We start from the raw sequence: 17,102 nt of genomic DNA, 5'->3' as shown, positions 1-17,102 counted from the left end.
CTTGATTTGAGAACTCCAGTGTCCAGTGGATCAGCTGTAGCGTGGGGGACGCCCGAGGAGATCCGGATGCTCGCCTGCGTGGACGTGGACTACCGCCCTGACGTCACCGTGGCCGCGTGTGTCCTCTTCCGCGCGTGGACAGATGCCAAGGAGGCCGCGCACCTGGTGGACCGGGGCCCCATCGCGGCCCCCTACGAGCCCGGTCAGTTCTACCGCCGTGAGTTGCCGCACCTGCTGCGGGTGCTCGCCGACGTGCAGGAGCCGCTGGAGGCCATCGTCGTGGATGGCTACGTGTGGCTCGGGGAGGGCGTGCCCGGCCTGGGCGCCCACCTGTACGAGGCGCTCTGTCGCACGGTGCCCATCATCGGCGTGGCCAAGACGCCCTACGTCACCACCGGCTCGGCCCTGCCCATCGTGCGAGGCCAGAGCCTGCGTCCGTTGCTCGTCACATCCATTGGAATGGAGACCGCGACCGCCGCGGAGTACATCCGGCGGATGCACGGCGCATCGCGCCTGCCGACGATGTTGAAGTTCGTGGACCGGCTATGCCGTGAGTCCTGACTGAGGGACGAGGACGTGCTACCCCAGGGGCATGGATCGCCCCCGCCGCCCCACCGCCTCGCCTTTCGAGTTTCCGCCCGGAGCCGCGTTCACCTGGCACTCAGAGAGTGACGAGCCCGCGCCCACGCGCCTGTCGCCCGTGGACGACGGGCTCAGCGCCGACACCGCGCTCAAGCGCGTCCGCCGGGGCGAGTTCCTGCGCTACACCGGCGACTTCCACAATGCGAAGCAGCTGCTGGGCGCGTTGGGCCGGCGGCTCGAACGGCCCTGGCAGGCCCGCTCACCGCTGGAGGCGTTCCGGGCCGAACGCCGCGCGCGGCAGCAGGAGCACGCGACGCTGTCGCGCATCGTCGTCGCGCTGGACCGAGGCTACCGCCTGGACCTCGCGCGCGCGCCGGACGTCGCGGAGGCGTGCCGGCAGGTCTGGGGCGAGCCCACGGAGGACTTCACCGTCGTGCCGCTCAAGCAGCTGCTCGGCATGCTCGGGGCCGCGGAGTGGCGGCGCAAGGGCCTGGAGGTCCCGGGGCTGAAGGGGCTGCTCCATCCGCATTACGGCGTCTACCTGCCCACACGCACGGACTACGTGGAGCTGCTGGCGGCCGTGCCGGACGTGAAGGGCAAGCGCTTGTTCGACGTGGGCACCGGCACCGGCGTGCTGTCCTTTCTCCTCCTACAGCGCGGAGCGGCGTTCGCGCAGGCCACGGACTGCGACTCCCGCGCGGTGGCGTGCGCACGGGAGAACGCGGAGCGGCTGGGCCTCTCCCAGCGCTTCCAGGTGGCGGAGGCGGACCTGTTTCCGGAAGGAAAAGCGGACCTCGTCGTCTGCAATCCGCCGTGGATCCCCGAGCCTCCCAAGAACCGGGTGGACCGCGCGGTGTTCGACGAGGACAGCCAGTTCCTGCGCGGCTTCCTCGAAGGGCTCCCCGCCGCGCTGAACCCGGGGGGAGAGGGATTGCTGATCCTATCGGACCTGGCGGTGCTGCTGGGCCTGCGTCCGCCCGGGTGGCTCGAGGAGCAGCTCGAGCGCTGCGGCCTGACGGTGGCGTGGCGAAAGGCCACCCCGGCACGGCACTCCAAGGCGAAGGACAAGGCGGACCCCCTGCACGCCGCGCGCTCCCGGGAGGTCACCACCCTCTACGGCCTCGTGCCCACCGCCAGATAGCCAGGGCGCGCCCTCAGAAGGGAGGGCCGTCCGTCGTTTCGATGCGCAGCTTCTGGCTGTTGAGCTCGACCGCCAGCTTCTTGAACAGCTCGTGGTACTGGGCGGCGGTCAGGCGCAGACGATAGGCGCGGAGCGCCTCGCGCTGCGTGTTGCCCCATCGACCGGAGGCGAGGCGTTCGTCCAGCCACTGATGGGCCTCGGCCTGGAGGGCCCATCACGAACGTTGACATAGGCGAACTCAGAGCCGGGCGAGGCATCGACAGTGATGCTGATGCCCTGGTCCGTGTCCAGGGAGTTGCGTGCATCTCCCATGCTCCCAGAGGCATAACGGAGCGAGATGTTGATGTAGACGGGGGAGCTGCCCTTGCCGCCCGCCCACGCAGCGGTGCTCCCCGTGAGCAGCGCCAATCCCAATCCAAAACCAAGCAGCTTCTTTTGCACCATGGAGTCCTTTGCACCCGAAAAGGGCTTGCACTGGATTCACCCTCCGTATGTCAATTTCGTCCAAAAAGAGCTGACTCATCCCGTGCGCGTGGCCACCGCCAGGGCCGCTGGAATCCTTTCACGCATCCACTCCACGAACCTGCGCAGCCTCGCGGGATGGAAGCGCGCGGCTGGATAGAGCAGGTACATGGGCAGCGGCGAGGCCTGCCATTGCGGCACCAGGTGCAGGAGCCGGCCGCGTTGGAGGTCCTCCTGGAGCACCCAGGACGAGCCCACGCAGACGCCCAGGCCTTTCACCGCGGCGCTGCGCATGGCGTAGAGGCTGTCCGTGCTCACGCGCGGCTGGAAGACGATGGGCTGGACCTCGCCGGTGGCCACATGGGTCAGCGTGATTTCGCTGCGATAGAACGTGCGCAGGGACAGCCAGGGCAGCCTCGCGAGCTCGTCGGGATGCACCGGCACGCGTCCCCCCGCCAGCACCGAGGGCGCGGCCACGACGATGCGAGGCACCTCCGCCACGCGAAACGCCACCACGCTGGGGTCCTGCACCTCGCCGACGTGGATCGCGCAATCGATGCCGTCCGCGATGAAGTCCACCGGCCGGTCATGCAGCAGCCATTCGACGGAGACCCGCGGGTGACGGCCCAGGTATTCCGTCAGCGGCGCCACCAGCAGCTCCTGCCCGAACGCGTGAGGCACCACGACACGCAGCGTGCCTTCGGGTTCGTCGCTCGCGCCGCGCAGGTCGGACTCGAACATGTCCCAGCTGGCCAGCAGCTCCTTCGCCCGTTCGTAGCAGCGCGCCCCATCCTCGGTGAGCTTCATGGCGTGGGTGGAGCGCTGGAGCAGCCGCAGCCCCAGTGAACGCTCCAGCGCCTGGAGCCGGCGGCTCACCGTCGGCTGCGTGGTGCCCAGCTGCGCGGCGGCGGAGGACAGGCTCCCGGCGTCCACGATGCGGATGAACGTCTGCATCAGCTCCAGCCGGTCGGCGCTGGCGGACGCGGGAATCTTCGGCGGGGACCCACGCCGCCGGGCGGGCTTCGAAGGGTTGGGCATGCGGGCCTGCTCCCAGAGGAGGTGATACGCGCCGCGTATAACCGCTGTACGGAGCACGCGTCTACCGTCTCCTCCCCCTCTGGCGCACTGTCACCTCATCGCGCATCACCCGAGGTGAACATCATGTCCTTCATTCGCTCCGTACATGGAACCGCCGGAAGCGGCGCCCTCCCCTCCCCGGTCTCCGCCGCCAGCGCCTCCCTGTCGCACGGTCTGCGCCTGCTGCTGGCCGCGAGCGCCGGCCTGTCGGTGGCGTCGATCTATTACAGCCAGCCGATGCTGGGGGTGATGGGGTCCAGCCTCGGCGCCTCCGACACCGCGGTGGGTCTGGTGCCCATGCTCACGCAGTTGGGCTACGCGCTGGGCATCCTGCTGCTGACGCCGCTCGGCGACCGCTTCGACCGGCGCCGCATCATCCTCATCAAGGCCGCGCTGCTGAGCGTGGCCCTGCTCCTGGGCGGCCTGGCCCCGGACATCCAGCTGCTGCTGGTGGTGAGCTTCGCCGTGGGCCTGACGGCGACCGTGGCGCAGGACATCGTCCCTGCCGCCGCGACCCTGGCCTCCGAGCATGAGCGCGGCAAGGTGGTGGGCACGGTGATGACGGGCCTGCTGCTCGGCATCCTCCTGTCCCGCGTCATCAGCGGCGTGGTCGCCGAGCGCTTCGGCTGGCGCGCCATGTTCATGGTCGCCGCAGCCAGCGTGGCCTTCGTCGGCGTGGCGGCCTGGCGCGGCCTGCCCCGCTTCCGCCCGAGCAACACGCTCTCCTACGGCGCCCTGCTCGGCTCACTGGCCGGCCTGTGGCGCAAGCATGGTGCCCTGCGCCGGGCGGCGCTGGCCCAGGGGCTCATCTCCATTGGCTTCAGCGCGTTCTGGTCCACCCTCGCCGTGATGCTGCATGGCGCCCCGTTCCACCTGGGGAGCGCGGCGGCCGGTGCCTTCGGGCTGGCGGGCGCGGCGGGGGCGTTGGGTGCGCCGGTGGCGGGCCGCATCGCGGATCGCTTCGGGCCGGAAGTGGTCACGCGCCTGGGCGCCGGTCTGACCGTCCTCTCCTTCGCCACGATGTTCGCGGCGCCGTGGCTCGAGCCCCATCACCGGTTGTGGCTGATTGGCGCCAGCGCCATTGGCTTCGACCTGGGTGCGCAGATGGCGCTCGTGGCGCATCAGACGCTCGTCTTCGGCATCGAGCCCGCCGCCCGCAGCCGCCTCAACGCGGTGCTGTTCGTCGGCGTGTTCGCCGGCATGTCCGTGGGCGCGGCGAGCGGCAGCCTGGTCCTGGCCCGCTGGGGCTGGGTGGGCGTGACGCTGCTGGCGACGGCTTCCGCGCTGGCGGCCCTGATGGTCCGATTGTTCCCGGCGGCCCGCGCGGCCCGCTGACGGTGCCGACACCGCGCCCCGTCCTCTGTCCGAGGACGGGGCCCCCTCCCCCACCTACTGCACGGCTTTTTCGGACAGCATCCGCACGTTGAGCGCGCCGTTGGCGAAGTACTGACTGTTCTGGCCCACGCGATGCTGCTCCAGCCGGCGCTGGAGGTTGACGTCGTAACGGCCCAGCTTCATCAGCCCGTCGTTGAACCAGCCATCCCCGGGCCCGGTTCCGTCCACGTACTCCGCATAGACCTTGGGCGAGGGCCAGATGACGGTGTTGAGCGTCACGACGAACCTGCGGATGTCCGCGTCCGTCCACTCCATGCCCGCGTCGTGGGCCTCGACGATGAAGGCCAGCACGTTGTTCGCGTGCGCGACGTCCTGGCCGGGCTGGGCGTTCGTGTCCCACTTGTCGTTCCAGAACCAGGCCGTCGGGTGGTCGGGGTTGGGCGCCAGCTTCTCGCGCAGGGAGGACGGGAAGTTCGGCATGCCGTGGTTGATGTTGCTGAAGACCTCCAGGTAGCGGGCCTTCCGCTCCGGGTCGGTGGTCATCCGCGACAGGTCCATGGAGATGAAGGCCCAGTGCGCGGCCATGTGCGTGCGGTTGCGGTAGACGAAGTCGTTCGCCCCGCGCAGGAACCACTTGTCGAAGATGTTCCGCTCCGTGAACGCCAGCAGCCGGTCGTACTGCCTGCGGTAGCTGGCGGAGCCGTAGAGGTCCGGCGTCTCGCGGATGATGCGCAGCATGCGCGTCACGTAGCGCCAGCAGTAGCTCTCATACAGCGGCACCTCCTGCCCGGCCGGAACCGACAGGGACGAGGTCCAGCCCAGGTACCCATCCTTGAACTGGCTTTGGGGCAACGAAGACGAGACACGGGCGGAGGCCACCAGGTTGTTGACGTAGAGCAGGGCCCGGTCCAGGTAGGCCCTCTTCCCGGTGGCCCGGTACATCGCCGTATTGGCGTCCAGGCCGTAGGCGAGGTTGTAGAAGTCCCAGCTGTCGCGTGAGTTGCTCCAGGGCAGGAAGGTCTGCATGTGCGCACGTCCCCACTCCTCCACGAACATCCCCTCCCAGACCGAGACGGGACGAAGCCCCGCGGGAGCCGGAGGCAGCGCGGGGGAAGGTGGAGGAAGCACCTCCTCTTCGGGCGCGGAAGAAGGCTCCATGGGAAGCGCCTGCACTTCAGGGGACTCGATCCGGCCCACGGCCTCACATGCACTGCACAGCAGCAGCGAGAGCACCAGGACCGGGAGATGGATCCAACGAGAGCGGCACGAGCAGCGGGGGTTTGACATCAGGGGTCCTCGCTTCAGGTCGATGTGGCCTGGAAGGGTATGGGCGCAAACGGACCCTCCCAATGCCCCTCAGGGAATGGCCGCCCTTCCAGGACCGGACTCCCATGTGCCCTGGACGCTTGCCTCCTCACGTCGTGACGTCTGGGTTTGGACAGATTCGATGTCCAGGACCCGTCTCTCCCGCTGGAAGTGGTTCGAAAGTCCAGACATGTCCTTGCTGGCGGTGGGTTCGGGCTGCCTCCAATTCCGCCAACAGTGACCGCGGCACCGAGGACCTTCCGCTCCTCAGCGGCTCACCGGGAAGACGGTGCCCGGCACCGGCTCCGTGTCCGCGTAGTGCGCGACGAAGCGCCGGTGCGTGAAGCGCCAGCGCCCGTCGCCGCTCTTCACGAGCGCGTCGAAGTAGGTCCCCGCGACATGCATCGACGCGCCGTCTTCGAAGCGCCCCCACTCCTGCATCGACGTGCGCGCCTTCGCGTGATGGGCGTCGAGGCGCTCGATGACGATGGGGGCGCACGTCTGCACGAGCACCACGGTGCGCCCGATGGTGCCGGCGATGCCCGCTGCGATGGCCTCCGGGCCGGTGAAGCGGTGCTCGAACGGCGGCGCGACCTCCCAGACGCCGTCAGAGGTGAAGAGCCCGCTGATGGCCTGGGGGTTGCGCTGGTTCACCGCGTCGTGGAAGCGCTCGATGGTCTCGCGAATCTCAATCGTATCGTTCATGGGGCCTCGCGCTTTGTTCTGCCGCTCCGGCTGCGTTGAGTCGAACGCGTTGTTCCGACCATGTCGTCAAGCCATACTCGTCGCATGCACCTCGAGCTCGTCGCCGAGGCAGGTGGCAGCCCGCTCGACTGGCTGCGCGAGCGGCGGCTCGACCTGGCCATCGTGGTCGGAGACAGGCCGACGGACCCGCGCATCTCCCATCACAAGCTGTTCCGCGACGAGCTGGTGGCGTTGGTCGGACGCACGCACCCGGAGGCGAAGTCGGAGCGCATCGCGTTGAAAGCGCTGGCCCGGGAGCACTACTGGGGAGCCGAGGACAGCTTCTCGCCCGGCACTCCGCTCGGTGGTGCGTTCGCGCGGGCCGGAGTCCGGTTCGCCCGGGTGACCGCCCTGCCCTTCCTGTCCGGAGTCCCGTTGGAGATGGCCCGTGCCGGGCGGGGTGTCACCGTCTGTCCGCGCTGGTTCGTCCAGGATTCGCTGCGTCGCCGGGAGGTGGTGGCGTTGAGCATCGGCCGGGGCCTGTGGCTTGACTGGTTCGTCGCCACCCCGGCCGTCACCGCCTCGCCCGCGACGAACGCCTTCGTCGCGCTGCTCCGGCAGCACCACCCGTTCGCGTGAATCCTCGCGGCCCGCTCAGAGGCAGCCCAGCTCCATGGCGCGGAGCACGGTGCGGGTGCGGTCCCTCACGCCCAGCTTGGAGAGGATGATGGAGGTCTGGTTCTTCACCGTCCCCTCCGGGTGGTGAACGCCCGGCACGTCGGCGCCGAGGGCCTTCAGCTCGCGAGCTTCCTGGGGCCCACGGTGGTGGGCGTGGTGGGGCTGAACCTCTGGACGCGCTACTACCGCCAGCGCTTCGCCCGGAAGGCTCCGGGTCCCGCTAGCGTCCCTTGGGCAGGGGCCGCAGCGCGGCGATGACCAGGTCCACCACGGTGTCGGCGTACGCGCTCGAGAGGGGCGCTGTGCGAAGCAGCCACCGATGGAAGAGCGGCCCGACGAGCAGCTCCACCGCGACATCCAGGTCCACCCCCTTCGCGACCTGGCCCTCGCGCTGGGCCGAGCGCAGCCGCTCCTGGACCGCCCTCAAGTGGGGCCGCAGCACGGCCTCCACGAACTGCTGGGCCAGCGCGGGGTCCGCCTGGGACTCCGCGGTGAGCGCCCGCGAGGGCAGCTCGAAGCGCGGATCCGTGAGCTCCTGCACCGTGGCGCGCAGCACCTCCCGCAGGTCTGCCTTGAGGTTGCCGGTGTCCGGCAGCGCCGCGGGCTGGTTGCCGCCGCTCAGCTCCACGAAGGCGTCCAGCACCACCGCCCCCTTGGAGGCCCACCACCGGTAGATGGTCTGCTTGCCCACCCCCGCCCGCGCCGCGATCGCCTCGACCGTCAGACGCGCATAGCCCACCTCTCCGACGAGCTCGACGGCGGCCGTGAGGATGGCCTGGCGGGAGCGCTCACTGCGGCGGGACGGTTCCGGGGTCTTCGGGTCAGCCATGGGCCACCAGCCTACCAGCCAACGAGACGGAACGTCTCGTCTTGACATCTGACCCGTTCCGACGGACCTTGGCGAAACGAGACGGTCCGTCTCGCCACCTCCCGCCAGGAGAACGCCATGTCTCGTCGTGCCCATATCGCGATGGTCAGCATCCCCGCCCACGGTCACGTCAATCCGAGCCTGGAGCTCATCCGGGAGCTGGTGTCTCGCGGGCACCGGGTGACGTATGCCAATGACGCGGCCTTCGCCGAGCCCATCAGCCGCACGGGCGCGGAGCTTCGCCCCTACCGTTCCCAGCTCCCCCGCGATGGGGCGCCGGACAAACGGTGGCCCGACGACCTGGTGGGCCAGTTGGACATGTTCCTCGATGACGCCATGTCCATGCTCCCGCAACTGCGCGCGGCGTATGAGCACGACCGGCCGGATCTCTTCCTCTACGACATCGGCTGTTCCACGGCGCGAATCCTCGGAGAGAACTGGGGCATCCCCGCGGTCCAGCTCTCCCCCTCCTCCGTCGCGTGGGAGGGCTACGAGCAGGACATGGCCGCCCTGGTGGAGACGCTGCGCACCGAGCCGCGCGCCGTGGCGCATTACCAGCGTTACTCCGCCTGGCTGAAGGAGTGCGGCGTGGCGGAGACCGACGCCATGCTCTTCGTCGGGAAGCCGCCGCGCGGGCTGGTGCTCATTCCTCGCGCGCTCCAACCCCAGGCGGACCGGGTGGACCGCAAGCGCTTCACCTTCGTGGGGCCGTGCTTTGGAGATCGCTCGGCGCAGGGCTCGTGGCAGCGTCCCCCAGGCGCTCGGAAGGTGCTGCTGGTGTCGCTCGGCTCGACCTTCACCCGCCAGCCCACGTTCTACCGCGCGTGCCTCGCTGCCTTTGGAGGACTTCCCGGCTGGCACGTCGTGCTGCAGATCGGCAAGCACGTGGCGCTGGAGGACCTGGGAACAATCCCAGACAACGTCGAGGTCCACCGCTGGGTGCCGCAGCTGGCGGTGCTCGAGCAGGCGGATGCGTTCATCACCCATGCGGGCATGGGAGGCTCGCAGGAGGGCCTGTACTGCGGGTTGCCCATGATCGCCGTGCCCCAGTCCACGGATCAGTTCTCCAATGCCGACCAGCTCGTCGCGCTCGGCATCGCGCGGCGCATCGACACGGATGACGCCACGGCCGAGGCATTGCGCTCCGCGCTGCTCCAGCTCACGGAGGACCCGGCCGTCGCGACCCGGCTCGCGGCCCTCCGCAAGGAGCTACGCGCGGAGGCAGGAGCCGCGCGCGCGGCGGAGCTGCTGGAGAAGGAGTTCCACCTGTAGATGTCGCTCAGGAGATGGAGCGCCGCCGGGCAGCCATCGCACCGAGGAGCACCAGCATCCCCCAGACAGCGCCCACGGGCACACCACTGCCCGCCGCGCATCCGCACCCCGTGCCCTCTGGATCCGGGATGGGTGACCCACCCGCGTCCGGCGTTTGCGTCCCGGCGTCCGGCTTCTGAGTCCCGGCGTCCGGCTCCGTCCCCGCGTCGAAGGGTGCCGGCTTCACGTTCACCGACACCTGGAAATCGCACGTGGCGCGGTTGCCCGCGGCGTCCTCGGCCGTGACGGTGACGGGCGTCGTCCCGGGCGGGAAGGTACTGCCCGAGTCCCGGCTGTACGTCAGGACGGGGGAGGCCGTGACGAGATCCACGGCGGTGGCGGGAGGGAACTCCACGGTGTGCACAGCCTCGGCCTCGACGGTGACGGAGACGTCCTCCGGACACGTCAACCGGGGCGCGGTGGTGTCGCGGACGAGCACATGGAAGGCACACGTGGCCGTGAGCTCCTCCTCATCGTGCGCCGTGACCGACACCAGGGTGTCACCCAGCGGGAAGGTGCTGCCCGACTCGGGGCTGTACGTCACCCGCGGCGGGGCGGCGTCGTCCGAGGCCCGAGCCTCCGGCAGGCTCACGTCCGCGCCCGCGGCATTGGCGGCCTCGGCGGTGACGTCCTTGGGGCAAGTGACAGTGGGCGGCACGGGTCCGGTCACCGCCCGCCACGGGATGAGCCAGGGCTCGAAGCCCGTCCAGCCGTCATTCGCGGACAGGAAGATGCGGTTGCCGCTGCGCGTGAGCATGCGCGGGCGCGAGGAGCCGGGCCCCGGCACGATGTCCGTGATGCGCACGGTGCCCGCCTCCGTCCCGTCCGTCCTCCACACCTCGACGCCGGACGCGGCATCCGCGGCGGCGAACAGCAACATGCCTTCGGGTTCGAGCGCGAGAAACGAGATCGGGTCCCCGGTGCCCAGGAGGCCCGGCATTGGTCCCCTGACGCGCACGGTGCCCGCCTCGGTGCCATCGCTCTTCCACAGCGCGGGGGCACCTGAAGCGTCGGTGGCGGCGAAGTAGAGCGTCCCGCCCACGCGCGTCAGCAACATGGGCCCGGTGCCGACATAACCCGGCACCAGCTCCTTCACCTTCACCGTGCCCTCGGGCGTCCCATCACTCGTCCACAGCTCGTTGCCAGACACGCCGTCATTCGCGGCGAAGTAGACCCTTCCGTTCAGGCCCACCAGCGATGAGGGTTTGGAGCCATTCACACCGGGCCAGAGGTCCTTCAACTGCGCGGTCCCCTCGGGCGTGCCGTCGCTCATCCACAACTCGGAGCCGTAGCCGAAGTCGGAGTCGGAGGCGCGGAAGAAGAGCCGGTTCCCCACGGCGGTGAGTGGGTAGGCATCACTGCTCCAATCACTGTTGAGCTGCTTCACCATCCACGTCCCCGCGTCCGTACCGTCCGTGCGCCACAGCGCGGTGAGGCGGATGAAGTACAGGATGCCCTCCATCTGGACGGGATTGCGGAAGAAGCCGCTGGCCTCGCTGTAGGGCCAGTCATGCACCTTCACCGTGCCCTCGGCGGTGCCGTCGGTGCGCCAGAGATCCACGCCGGACACGCCATCGTTGGCGACGAAATAGAACAGCCCCTGGTAGGCGCCGAGCATGTTGCAGCTGCACCACTCCGTCCCGGAGCCGATCTCCTTCACCATCACCGTGCCGGCCTCGGAGCCGTCGCTCTTCCACAACTCGTAGCCAGAGGCCGGCGTGTGGGCGATGAAGAAGAGCGTCTCTCCTACCCGGCTGAACCCCGCCACCGTCGAGCTGGCCAGGCCCGGAGAGATGTCCTTCACCATCACCGTGCCCTCGGGCGTGCCGTCGCTCTTCCACAGCTCGTTGCCGTGCACGCCATCGTCCGCGGAGAAGAACACCGTGCCGCCCATGTCCACGAAGGGCTGGGACATGGAGCCGACCGTCGAGGGGCCCCGGTACGTCAGCCGCACGGTGCCGGCCTCGGTGCCATCACTCGTCCACAGCTCCGAGCCCACCGCCGGGTCGGAGGCGAAGAAATAGAGGCGGCCATCCAGCACCAGCAACTTGCTGAGTCCGCTGCTCTCGGAGCCCGGGTGGATGTCCTTCACCCGCCAGGTGCCCTCGGACGTGCCATCCGTCCGCCACAGCTCGTTGCCGGACACGCCGTCATTCGCGGCGAAGTAGAGCACTCCGTCCAGCACCACCCGGGTGTAGGACAAGGGCGAGGAGGAATACCCCCCGGGCCAGATGTCCTTCACCAGCACCGTGCCCCCGGGCGTGCCATCGGTCCTCCACAGCTCTTCTCCGATCCCCTGGCCCTCGGCGCTGAAGAGCGCCACCCCGTTCAGCTCGATGAAGTCATCGGGGTTGCTGCCGCTCCCCTCCTTGATGTCCTTGAGCATCCCCGTGCCCTCAGGGGTGCCGTCGCTCTTCCACAGCTCGACTCCCTCGCCCTTCAGCCCATGGCTCGCGAAGTAGTACGTCCCGCCCACGACCCCTGGATTGTAGACGTCCAGGCTGCCGACTCCAGGGGACGCGTCCGCGATGAGCACCGTGCCCTCGGGCGTGCCATCGCTCTTCCACAGCTCGGTGCTGTGCACACCGTCATTCGCGGTGAAGAAGAGGGTCCCCTTCACATCCCTCATGTTCCCGGGCTGCGAATGTCCCGTGCCGGGCTGGATGTCCTTCACCAGCACCGTGCCTTCGGGAGTGCCGTCGCTCTTCCAGAGCTCCCAGCCGTAGCCCGCCTCGTTCGCGGAGAAGAAGAGCGTCCCACCCACGGCGGCGCTCTCTCCGATGGTTTCCCAGTTGGAGCCCGCGAAGGAGCGCACGAGCACGGTGCCCGCCTCGGTGCCATCGCTCTTCCACAGTTCGGTCGTGCGGGTGAAGAACAGCTGGTGGCCCACGCGGGTGAGGAAGCTCAGCCCACCGCTGTCGGGCCCCGGGGCGATGTCCTTGACCCGCCAGGTCCCCTCTGAAGTGCCGTCACTGCGCCACAGCTCGTTGCCGGCGTGATCATTGGCGGTGAAGTAGAGGATGCCGTCCAGCTCCACGAAGTAGGCCAGGTTCGAACCGTTGGGCCCCGGCCGGATGTCCTTCACCAGGACCGTGCCCTCGGGGGTGCCATCGCTCTTCCAGAGCTCGGCCCCGTTGTTCGGGTCGGATGCGAAATAGAAGAGCGTGCGACCCACACGCAGGCCCTCGCCCCCGCCCTTTCCGTAGATCGTGCCGGCTGTTCCCGGGTGGATGTCGCGCAGGAGCCGGGCCTCCCCCGCCGCGAGCGCCTGGGCGCGTGAGCCCTGCTTCGGAGACACTCCAGCCCCCGGACGCCCCGCGTCCGAGCACCCTCCCAGGCCCAACCACAGGACCACCAGGAGAGCCCCCCACTTCGCCATGGCCTGCATGTGCGTCCCCTCATCCACCACCGGCCAGCCCCCAGGGCGGCGTCTCGGCGGTGAGGGCTTGGAGGTACAGGGTGGGTGGACGCAGCGTCAATCCCCACCCTGATGACGCTAGGCAACCCCGGCGAGGACCTTCGACCAGCGCTCGCGCATGGCCTCCCGGGCGTCCGCGTCCGGGAGCTTCTCCATGTGCACGTGGAGGGAGGCGCCCTTCGTCTTGGGCGTCACCGTGAGCTGCAACGTCGCCGGCTTCTTCCAGCCGTCCGTCTCCCAGGTCATGCGCAGGCGCTGCCCGGGCTTCACCACCCGGACTTCGCCTCGCACACCGGGTGCCCCGCGACGCTTGGGGGCCTCATAACGGCCGCCGACTTCGGCCTTCAGTGTCGCGCCCGGGCCCAGCCAGCGCTCCGGTTGCGTCGTGACCCACTCCCAGAGTTCGGGTGCGGTCATCGGCAGCGTGCGCACCACGCCCACCTGGAAGCCCGTGGCGGCGGTCTCGCCCACCACCCGCTTGCCCTGGGCCTGCTCGTACGCCACGGCGATGGACTGCTGCCACCAGCCAGACTCGACCTCGCGGCCCACGAGCGCGGCCAGCTGCTTGTGGGTCAGCCCGGCCGCCCCCGCCTTGTCCAGGGCGCGCATCCAGGCCTTCCAGTCACGGCCCGTGGCCTCCTTCACCGAGGCGTCCGTGATGCGTTCGGTGATGAGCGCCTTCTTCGCGACCGCGGACTTCTTCGCGGCCGCGGGCTTCTTCGCGCGCGTGGCGATCTCCGCGAGCCGCGTCTGCACCAACTTCTTCACCAGCTTCGCCGGGAGCGGTTCGTCCGGTGGAAAGGTGACGCCGCTCTTCGACGTGGTGTAGCCCTCCAGCTCCGACTTCAGCGCCGGCACCACGCTGCCGCTGCCGGGGTAGAAGCCGCAGTGCTTCTTGAAGAACGCGAAGCCCACCACGAGGTCCCCGTCCACCTTGAAGGCGGGCATCTGGTAGCTGATGGTCTCGGTGGCCTTGGGGAGCAGCTTGCGCAGCTGCGTGCGCAGGGCGGTCAGGGTCTTCTTCGCCGCAGGGTCGGTCACGCTCGCCAGATAGGCATCGATCGTCTGCGGGACTCGGGTCGTCGTCGCCATGGTCTTCGGGCCTCCGGGGCGTTTCGTCCCGACTTAGCAGAAGCGCAAGACCGCGCCGACGGGGCTCCGCGAGAAACCCCTCCTGAGATGTGGAACGAGAATTTCGGATTGTAGGGGACGCGCTGCTGGATGATGCGCCCGTGGACGTGAAAACCCCTGCCTCGCGGATGCTCTGCTCCCGCTCCTCAGAGGCCACATGAAGCTCGAGCGCCACGTCGGCGGACTGTCGCTTGCGCGCAAGGTGAACTACCTGCGCGCGCGCGGCTGGCGCGAGGACACGGAAGGCTGGTCGAGCGAGCGTTTCCGCCCCGTCCCCATCGCTCGCGCCCTCCATCACCAGCTCACCGACGACCTCAGCCGGGCGCTGTGTCAAATGGGCTGGCAGGTGATGGGCTACTCCCCGCGAGGCTATGTCCAGATGCGCGACGGTGAACGGGGCCAGTCCTGCTCCCTGCCCAAGGCGCTGCGCCTCCAGGCCCGGCGGGAGCGTCGGCCCGTCGCCGAGCTGACGTATGCGTTGTTCCTCGCGGCACTCCTCGAGACCGAAGGCGGCGACCCCGGGTGAGGACGGAAGAGACATGCGTTTCGTGCGCATGCCATCATCGAAGGCCGGAAACCCGAGCAGAAGAGGTCCCGTGAGCGTCGCAACAGTCGATGAAGGTCCGTTGCTGGGACCCAGCTTCTTCCTCAGCCGCACGGCGCTCCGCTCGCTCGGGCTGGCGCATCGCGACACCTACGGCGCGGCCCGGCCCCATCCGCACGTCGTCATCGACGGCTTCCTGGGAGAGCGGCTGGCGACGCAACTTGCCGGCGTCTTTCCAGGCGCGACCGGGGCCCCCTGGATGCGCCGTGATCACCCGGAGCAGGCGGCCCGCCTGGGACAGCTTCAGCGCAAGGCCTTCGAAGGCGTGCATGGCGCGCTCCGGCACCTGCTCGCGGAGCTCTCGGGCATGTCGTTCCTCGACTTCCTGGAGACGCTCACCGGCGTCAAAGGGCTCATCGCGGATCCGCACTTCCGGGGCGCCGGGCTGCACCTCACGCTGCGTGGGGGCCATCTGGCGCTCCACGCGGACTTCAACCGCGACCACACCCGCGCGCTCACACGGCGACTCACCGTCCTGTACTACCTGAACCCGGGCTGGGAGCCCGCGTGGGGCGGCGACCTGGAGCTATGGAACGCCGACCTCTCCCGGTGCGAGGCCCGCATCGCTCCGGTCCTCGATCGGCTGGTCGTGATGGCGCACGGAGACACGCACTGGCATGGCCACCCCGCCGCGCTGGAGTGTCCCGAAGGACGGGGCCGGGCCGCGGTCGCGGCCTACTTCTACACGGCGGAGCAATCCCCGGACGCGCCAGAGGCCCACAGCGCCCTCTGGGCGCCACCGCGCCCCTGAATGGCCGGGAGCCGCTACCAGCTTCCGCTGGAGCCTCCTCCCGACGAGCGCCCGCCCCCGGACGAGGAGCGGGAGGAACTCGATGAACTGGAGGAACTCGACGACGAGGACCGGGTGCGCCGGGGCGTGCTGTGGCGCGAGGTGGACACGAAGTCGCAGTGCCCGCAGCGCACCTTCACCTCCACTTCGCCACCGTGGTCATAGGTCGCGCTCCGCAGCGTGCGCGAGGTCTGCTTGCCCGTCACGTAGCGGCACCGCGTGCAGCGCTTGAAGCTTGAGAAGAGCCGGCCGTAGCGCTCGACGCTCGCGTCCTCGCACGGTCCACACCACCAGACGTCGTAGTCGATGGAGCCCAGTTGCTCCTCGAGCCGCTGGCCCGGGTCGAGGTGGGCATCGTCCTCCGCCTCGCCGAGCCGCACTCGCGGGTTGCCGCACGTGCGGCACTTGCGCGGACGACGGCGGAGCCAGGCACGGCCCGCGAGCCCCGCCGCGCCGAGCACGCCCGCGGCGCCCGCGAAGAGGCCGACATTCGGTGGCGAAGAGGACTCCTCCGCTGTGAGCACGTGCATTTGTGGAGTGCTCAGGAACGCCTCCCGTTCCCAGTCCGTGAGCTCGACGTCGTCACTGGCGGCGCTCGGAGCGTCGGCGGCGGCGACGGGGTTGTTGAGCCGCGAGTTCTCGATGAGTTCCTTCAGGCCTTGCGCGCCGCCGCGCACGGCCTCGTTCGGGTCGCCACGCTTGAAGGCAGGCACGATCTCCTCCGCCATCACCACGTCGCTGGCCACCTGGTCGTCGGGCTCATCGACCCCGTCTCCGAGGATGATCTCCGCCTTGCGGTCCGCGTACGCGATGAAAAGCAGCGCGCCGTCGTCCCTTCCGGGATGACCGATGCCCCAGCGGTTGAAGAGCTCCAGCGCGAACTCACGCGAGCGCTTGGGCGACGTGGTGTCCACCATCACCACCATGAGCTGGCCCAGCCCGCGGTCGTCCAGCGACCGGGCCAGCTCGTCGACCTCCGCCCTCACGGCTGGCGTGAGGACGTGGGACGGCGTGAGGTCCACCGTCCAGGAGCCCGCGGCGGGCCGGGGCACCGCTTCCACCGTGACGCCCAGGGCCGGAGTGCCGAGGGCGCAGAACAGGACCACGAAGCCCAGCCATGCACGCATGGCGCCGAATGTAACAGAGGGCGCCATGCCTCGAAGCGCCGCTAGCGGACCGCCGCCTTCGCGCGCTTGCGTTCAATGAGCTCGCGCGCGGCCTGTCCGCTCGTGACGAACTCGACGTCCCCCTTCAGCCGGCCCGTGAGGTAGAGCGCGAAGGCGACGGCCTTGGCGCTCGCCATCTGCAGCCGCTGGGTTCCGACGTAGACGACGCCTCGCAGCCACTCCGGGCGGGACTCCTTGCTGAAGTACTCGCGAGCCGGCTTGTCGATGACGGACCCGTCGATGTCCACGACGACGAACACGGGCCCCTGGACCGCCACCTCCTGCACGATGGACAGCAGGCGCTTCGCATCCTCCAGTCCGGTGGTGCCGTTGAAGTCGACCCACAAGACATCGGGCTCCTCGAGATGCACCCGATGCGCTCCGAATGCCCACTCACGTCGTTCCGTCATGAGTCCCCCCGGCCGGATACACAGACCGGGGCGGAGCATACTGAAACACGTTGGTTCGCCACCAGGACGGCCGTGTCCGCGTCCTCCTTGCGTCAGGGCCTCCATCTCCGAGCCGTCGCAGCGGTACGCTCCGGGCCCGG

At 69.4% G+C, this 17,102-nt stretch carries 16 protein-coding genes; 7 read left to right on the top strand and 9 right to left on the bottom strand.

Features of this window, described 5'->3' with window-relative positions; translation table 11 throughout:
• Window positions 1–18: 18 nt before the first annotated feature.
• Both D7Y21_RS03550 and D7Y21_RS03545 read left to right on the top strand, forming a co-directional pair.
• A complete protein-coding gene (locus tag D7Y21_RS03550; protein ID WP_370038049.1) occupies window positions 19–561 on the top strand; it encodes an endonuclease V in 543 nt (180 codons plus the stop codon).
• A 31-nt stretch (window positions 562–592) separates the two neighbouring features.
• Complete coding sequence (locus D7Y21_RS03545; protein WP_121711236.1) at window positions 593–1,723, top strand: class I SAM-dependent methyltransferase; 1,131 nt, start codon at window positions 593–595, stop codon at window positions 1,721–1,723.
• 108 nt (window positions 1,724–1,831) lie between these two features.
• On the opposite strand, the gene D7Y21_RS41365 is transcribed toward D7Y21_RS03545, so the two are convergent.
• Both D7Y21_RS41365 and D7Y21_RS03540 read right to left on the bottom strand, forming a co-directional pair.
• The gene (locus D7Y21_RS41365; RefSeq protein ID WP_147469177.1) at window positions 1,832–2,167 is read right to left on the bottom strand and encodes a hypothetical protein; all 336 of its coding nucleotides are present in this window, start codon (window positions 2,165–2,167) and stop codon (window positions 1,832–1,834) included.
• Between the two features lie 75 nt (window positions 2,168–2,242).
• Window positions 2,243–3,223 (bottom strand): LysR family transcriptional regulator, encoded by a 981-nt coding sequence (locus D7Y21_RS03540; protein WP_233591946.1) that lies wholly within the window; start codon window positions 3,221–3,223, stop codon window positions 2,243–2,245.
• Window positions 3,224–3,346: 123 nt separating this feature from the next.
• On the opposite strand from D7Y21_RS03540, the gene D7Y21_RS03535 reads away from it, so the two are divergent.
• Window positions 3,347–4,597 carry an MFS transporter gene (locus D7Y21_RS03535; protein ID WP_121711235.1) on the top strand — a complete coding sequence of 417 codons (1,251 nt, stop codon included), beginning with the start codon at window positions 3,347–3,349 and terminating at the stop codon, window positions 4,595–4,597.
• Between the two features lie 54 nt (window positions 4,598–4,651).
• Here D7Y21_RS03535 and D7Y21_RS03530 read toward each other — a convergent pair whose 3' ends face one another.
• Both D7Y21_RS03530 and D7Y21_RS03525 read right to left on the bottom strand, forming a co-directional pair.
• Window positions 4,652–5,755 carry a hypothetical protein gene (locus D7Y21_RS03530; protein ID WP_233611959.1) on the bottom strand — a complete coding sequence of 368 codons (1,104 nt, stop codon included), beginning with the start codon at window positions 5,753–5,755 and terminating at the stop codon, window positions 4,652–4,654.
• A 414-nt stretch (window positions 5,756–6,169) separates the two neighbouring features.
• A complete protein-coding gene (locus D7Y21_RS03525; protein ID WP_121711234.1) occupies window positions 6,170–6,607 on the bottom strand; it encodes a nuclear transport factor 2 family protein in 438 nt (145 codons plus the stop codon).
• A 60-nt stretch (window positions 6,608–6,667) separates the two neighbouring features.
• Here D7Y21_RS03525 and D7Y21_RS03520 point away from each other — a divergent pair, with 60 nt between their 5' ends.
• Window positions 6,668–7,225 carry a substrate-binding domain-containing protein gene (locus tag D7Y21_RS03520; RefSeq protein WP_121711233.1) on the top strand — a complete coding sequence of 186 codons (558 nt, stop codon included), beginning with the start codon at window positions 6,668–6,670 and terminating at the stop codon, window positions 7,223–7,225.
• 259 nt (window positions 7,226–7,484) lie between these two features.
• On the opposite strand, the gene D7Y21_RS03510 is transcribed toward D7Y21_RS03520, so the two are convergent.
• A complete protein-coding gene (locus tag D7Y21_RS03510) occupies window positions 7,485–8,093 on the bottom strand; it encodes a TetR/AcrR family transcriptional regulator (protein WP_120567095.1) in 609 nt (202 codons plus the stop codon).
• A gap of 117 nt (window positions 8,094–8,210) precedes the next feature.
• Between D7Y21_RS03510 and D7Y21_RS03505 the strand changes: the two genes are divergently transcribed.
• Complete coding sequence (locus D7Y21_RS03505) at window positions 8,211–9,404, top strand: macrolide family glycosyltransferase (protein WP_121711232.1); 1,194 nt, start codon at window positions 8,211–8,213, stop codon at window positions 9,402–9,404.
• Between the two features lie 7 nt (window positions 9,405–9,411).
• Here the strand turns inward: D7Y21_RS03505 and D7Y21_RS03500 are convergent, their stop codons facing one another.
• Together D7Y21_RS03500 and D7Y21_RS03495 are read right to left on the bottom strand one after the other, a co-directional pair.
• Window positions 9,412–12,831 carry an ELWxxDGT repeat protein gene (locus D7Y21_RS03500; protein WP_121711231.1) on the bottom strand — a complete coding sequence of 1,140 codons (3,420 nt, stop codon included), beginning with the start codon at window positions 12,829–12,831 and terminating at the stop codon, window positions 9,412–9,414.
• A gap of 108 nt (window positions 12,832–12,939) precedes the next feature.
• Window positions 12,940–13,953 carry a DUF1801 domain-containing protein gene (locus D7Y21_RS03495; protein WP_121711230.1) on the bottom strand — a complete coding sequence of 338 codons (1,014 nt, stop codon included), beginning with the start codon at window positions 13,951–13,953 and terminating at the stop codon, window positions 12,940–12,942.
• A 196-nt stretch (window positions 13,954–14,149) separates the two neighbouring features.
• On the opposite strand from D7Y21_RS03495, the gene D7Y21_RS03485 reads away from it, so the two are divergent.
• Both D7Y21_RS03485 and D7Y21_RS03480 read left to right on the top strand, forming a co-directional pair.
• Window positions 14,150–14,518, top strand: coding sequence for a hypothetical protein (locus tag D7Y21_RS03485; protein WP_120567099.1), 369 nt, complete (start codon window positions 14,150–14,152; stop codon window positions 14,516–14,518).
• 70 nt (window positions 14,519–14,588) lie between these two features.
• Window positions 14,589–15,347 (top strand): 2OG-Fe(II) oxygenase, encoded by a 759-nt coding sequence (locus D7Y21_RS03480; RefSeq protein ID WP_120567100.1) that lies wholly within the window; start codon window positions 14,589–14,591, stop codon window positions 15,345–15,347.
• Window positions 15,348–15,361: 14 nt separating this feature from the next.
• Here D7Y21_RS03480 and D7Y21_RS03475 read toward each other — a convergent pair whose 3' ends face one another.
• The gene (locus D7Y21_RS03475; RefSeq protein ID WP_121711228.1) at window positions 15,362–16,513 is read right to left on the bottom strand and encodes a YgcG family protein; all 1,152 of its coding nucleotides are present in this window, start codon (window positions 16,511–16,513) and stop codon (window positions 15,362–15,364) included.
• Window positions 16,514–16,554: 41 nt separating this feature from the next.
• Window positions 16,555–16,899 (bottom strand): hypothetical protein, encoded by a 345-nt coding sequence (locus D7Y21_RS03470; protein ID WP_120567102.1) that lies wholly within the window; start codon window positions 16,897–16,899, stop codon window positions 16,555–16,557.
• Window positions 16,900–17,102 lie beyond the last annotated feature (203 nt).

The sequence above is a fragment of the Corallococcus sp. AB045 genome, assembly GCF_003668895.1.
Taxonomy (GTDB): Bacteria; Myxococcota; Myxococcia; order Myxococcales; family Myxococcaceae; genus Corallococcus; species Corallococcus coralloides.
The sequence above is the reverse complement of the archived record's forward strand: the minus strand, read 5'-3'. Positions and strand labels throughout refer to the sequence as shown.

Excerpts from the sequence above, each read along its gene's own strand:
- D7Y21_RS03530 (WP_233611959.1), bottom strand. The coding sequence starts at position 5,755 with ATGGAGCCTTCTTCCGCGCCCGAAGAGGAGGTGCTTCCTCCACCTTCC.
- D7Y21_RS03510 (WP_120567095.1), bottom strand. The coding sequence starts at position 8,093 with ATGGCTGACCCGAAGACCCCGGAACCGTCCCGCCGCAGTGAGCGCTCC.
- D7Y21_RS03540 (WP_233591946.1), bottom strand. The coding sequence starts at position 3,223 with ATGCCCAACCCTTCGAAGCCCGCCCGGCGGCGTGGGTCCCCGCCGAAG.
- D7Y21_RS03520 (WP_121711233.1), top strand. The coding sequence starts at position 6,668 with ATGTCGTCAAGCCATACTCGTCGCATGCACCTCGAGCTCGTCGCCGAG.
- D7Y21_RS03485 (WP_120567099.1), top strand. The coding sequence starts at position 14,150 with ATGAAGCTCGAGCGCCACGTCGGCGGACTGTCGCTTGCGCGCAAGGTG.
- D7Y21_RS03525 (WP_121711234.1), bottom strand. The coding sequence starts at position 6,607 with ATGAACGATACGATTGAGATTCGCGAGACCATCGAGCGCTTCCACGAC.
- D7Y21_RS03545 (WP_121711236.1), top strand. The coding sequence starts at position 593 with ATGGATCGCCCCCGCCGCCCCACCGCCTCGCCTTTCGAGTTTCCGCCC.
- D7Y21_RS03505 (WP_121711232.1), top strand. The coding sequence starts at position 8,211 with ATGTCTCGTCGTGCCCATATCGCGATGGTCAGCATCCCCGCCCACGGT.
- D7Y21_RS41365 (WP_147469177.1), bottom strand. The coding sequence starts at position 2,167 with ATGGTGCAAAAGAAGCTGCTTGGTTTTGGATTGGGATTGGCGCTGCTC.
- D7Y21_RS03495 (WP_121711230.1), bottom strand. The coding sequence starts at position 13,953 with ATGGCGACGACGACCCGAGTCCCGCAGACGATCGATGCCTATCTGGCG.
- D7Y21_RS03500 (WP_121711231.1), bottom strand. The coding sequence starts at position 12,831 with ATGCAGGCCATGGCGAAGTGGGGGGCTCTCCTGGTGGTCCTGTGGTTG.
- D7Y21_RS03475 (WP_121711228.1), bottom strand. The coding sequence starts at position 16,513 with ATGCGTGCATGGCTGGGCTTCGTGGTCCTGTTCTGCGCCCTCGGCACT.
- D7Y21_RS03535 (WP_121711235.1), top strand. The coding sequence starts at position 3,347 with ATGTCCTTCATTCGCTCCGTACATGGAACCGCCGGAAGCGGCGCCCTC.